Annotated in this window: 2 protein-coding genes; both read left to right on the forward strand. The window is 71.2% G+C overall.

Annotated elements, in window-relative coordinates; translation table 11 throughout:
- Positions 1 to 963 (forward strand): hypothetical protein (locus tag AC27KI_RS24255; protein WP_487116298.1); only part of this gene is annotated, 963 nt, incomplete at its 5' end.
- Positions 964 to 1,115: 152 nt separating this feature from the next.
- Positions 1,116 to 1,702: HAD family hydrolase (locus AC27KI_RS24260; protein ID WP_487116300.1), on the forward strand; the 587-nt coding region annotated here is incomplete at its 3' end.

The raw sequence follows: 1,702 nt of genomic DNA on the forward strand, positions 1-1,702 counted from the left end.
CGGGAACGCCCGCACCCGCCCCCCTCGCCCGAGCCGACCACGCCCACCCCGGCGCCTTCGCCCGCTCCGGCCCCCGCCAGCGTGACCGGCCAATACCGCCAGGAAAGCGCGGCCACGTCGATGGAGGCCGCCCTGGCGGCCATGAACGCCCAGGGCGCCCAGGGCTACGCGTTCGTGTCCACCTTCGTGGCCGATGCCGGTGGCAGCGCGCAGGCATCGGGCGACTTCTACCTGCAGGACACGGCCCATGCCGGATCGCGCCTGCAATACGCGGCCATCGCGCAGCCCGCCACGGCGGACGCGCTGCTGGCGCTGCTCAACCAGCAGGGCGCGGGCGGCTTCGCGTACAAGGCGCCTTTGTCGTTCGGCTCGGCATCAGGCATCCAGGGGCTCTTCGTGAAGGACACATCCAAGTCCCTCACCTACACCTATGAGCGGCAGCCGATGTCGTCCGCACTGTCGCGCGACGGCTTCGTGGCCCAGCTCAACGCGCAGGGCGCGCGCGGTTTTCGCCTGGTGGGGCCGATGGTGGCAGGCAGTGAATCCTTCAACCTTTACATGAAGGATTCGTCGGCCAATACCTATGCCTACGTGGGCCTGGACGGCTTGCCGTCGTCCCCGGCCACCTATGGCGACGCATTGCGCCAGCGGCTGGACGAGCAGGGCGGGCAAGGCCGCCTGTGGATCGGGGACTTCGTGCTGCAGGCGGGCGCGAGCGCGAGCATCTTCGAAAAGAGCGCGGCCCAGAGCGGTGCCATCCGCTACAGCGTGGAGCCGTCGAGCGGTGCGCAGAGCCTGGCGCAGCTGCAGTCCCAGTTCAATGCGCGGGCGGCCCAGGGCCTGTTCTATTACAGCGACGTGGGTGTCACCGATCTCGGCACCAGCCAGAGTGCGCGGTTCTCGGTCTCGGTCGGCGGCGCGCTCGCGATGCGCAACCCCTTGGCGGGCATCACCTACCCGTGAAGGCCGGCAGCGTCCGGGCCGGCGCAGGCATGCGGTAGATTCCGGGCTGGTTTTCAGCGGCGCCGGCTTCGGCGCCGCCGGATGCATCGCACGCAGTGCCTGTGCTGCCTGCCCCTCGCGCCGATCCTGCGCGCTCCCGCCCCGACCCTGCCATGCCCCTATCCGTCCTGCCTTCTTCCTACGACGCCGTGCTGTTCGACTGCGACGGCGTGCTCGTGGACAGCGAACCCATCACCCACCGCGTGCTGCGCGACCGGCTCGAAGCCTCGGGCTGGTCGCTCACGCCCGAGGAATGCCTGGCCATCTTTCTGGGCAAGGCCGTGCGCAGCGAGGCGGCGCGCATCGAGGCCGAAACCGGCCAGCCGCTGACCGACGCCTGGATGGCCGATTTCTACGCCCGCCGCAATGCCGCCCTGCAGGCCGAGCTGGGCCCCATTCCCGGCGCCCCCGATGCCGTGCGTGCCGTGCATGCGCGGCTCGGGGGGCGCATCGCCTGCGCGTCGGGTGCCGACCGCTTCAAGGTGGAGCTGCAACTGGCCAAGGTGGGGCTGACGCCGTTCTTCCAGGGCCGCGTCTTCAGCGGCCACGAAATGCCCCGCACCAAGCCCGCGCCCGATGTGTACCTGGCCGCGGCCGCCGCGCTGGGCGTGGCCCCGGCGCGCTGCCTGATGGTGGAGGATTCGGTCACGGGCGTGCAGGCCGGCGTGGCGGCGGGCGCCACGGTGGTCGGCTACAGCCC

This window comes from Acidovorax sp. KPB24-03 (assembly GCF_057546605.1).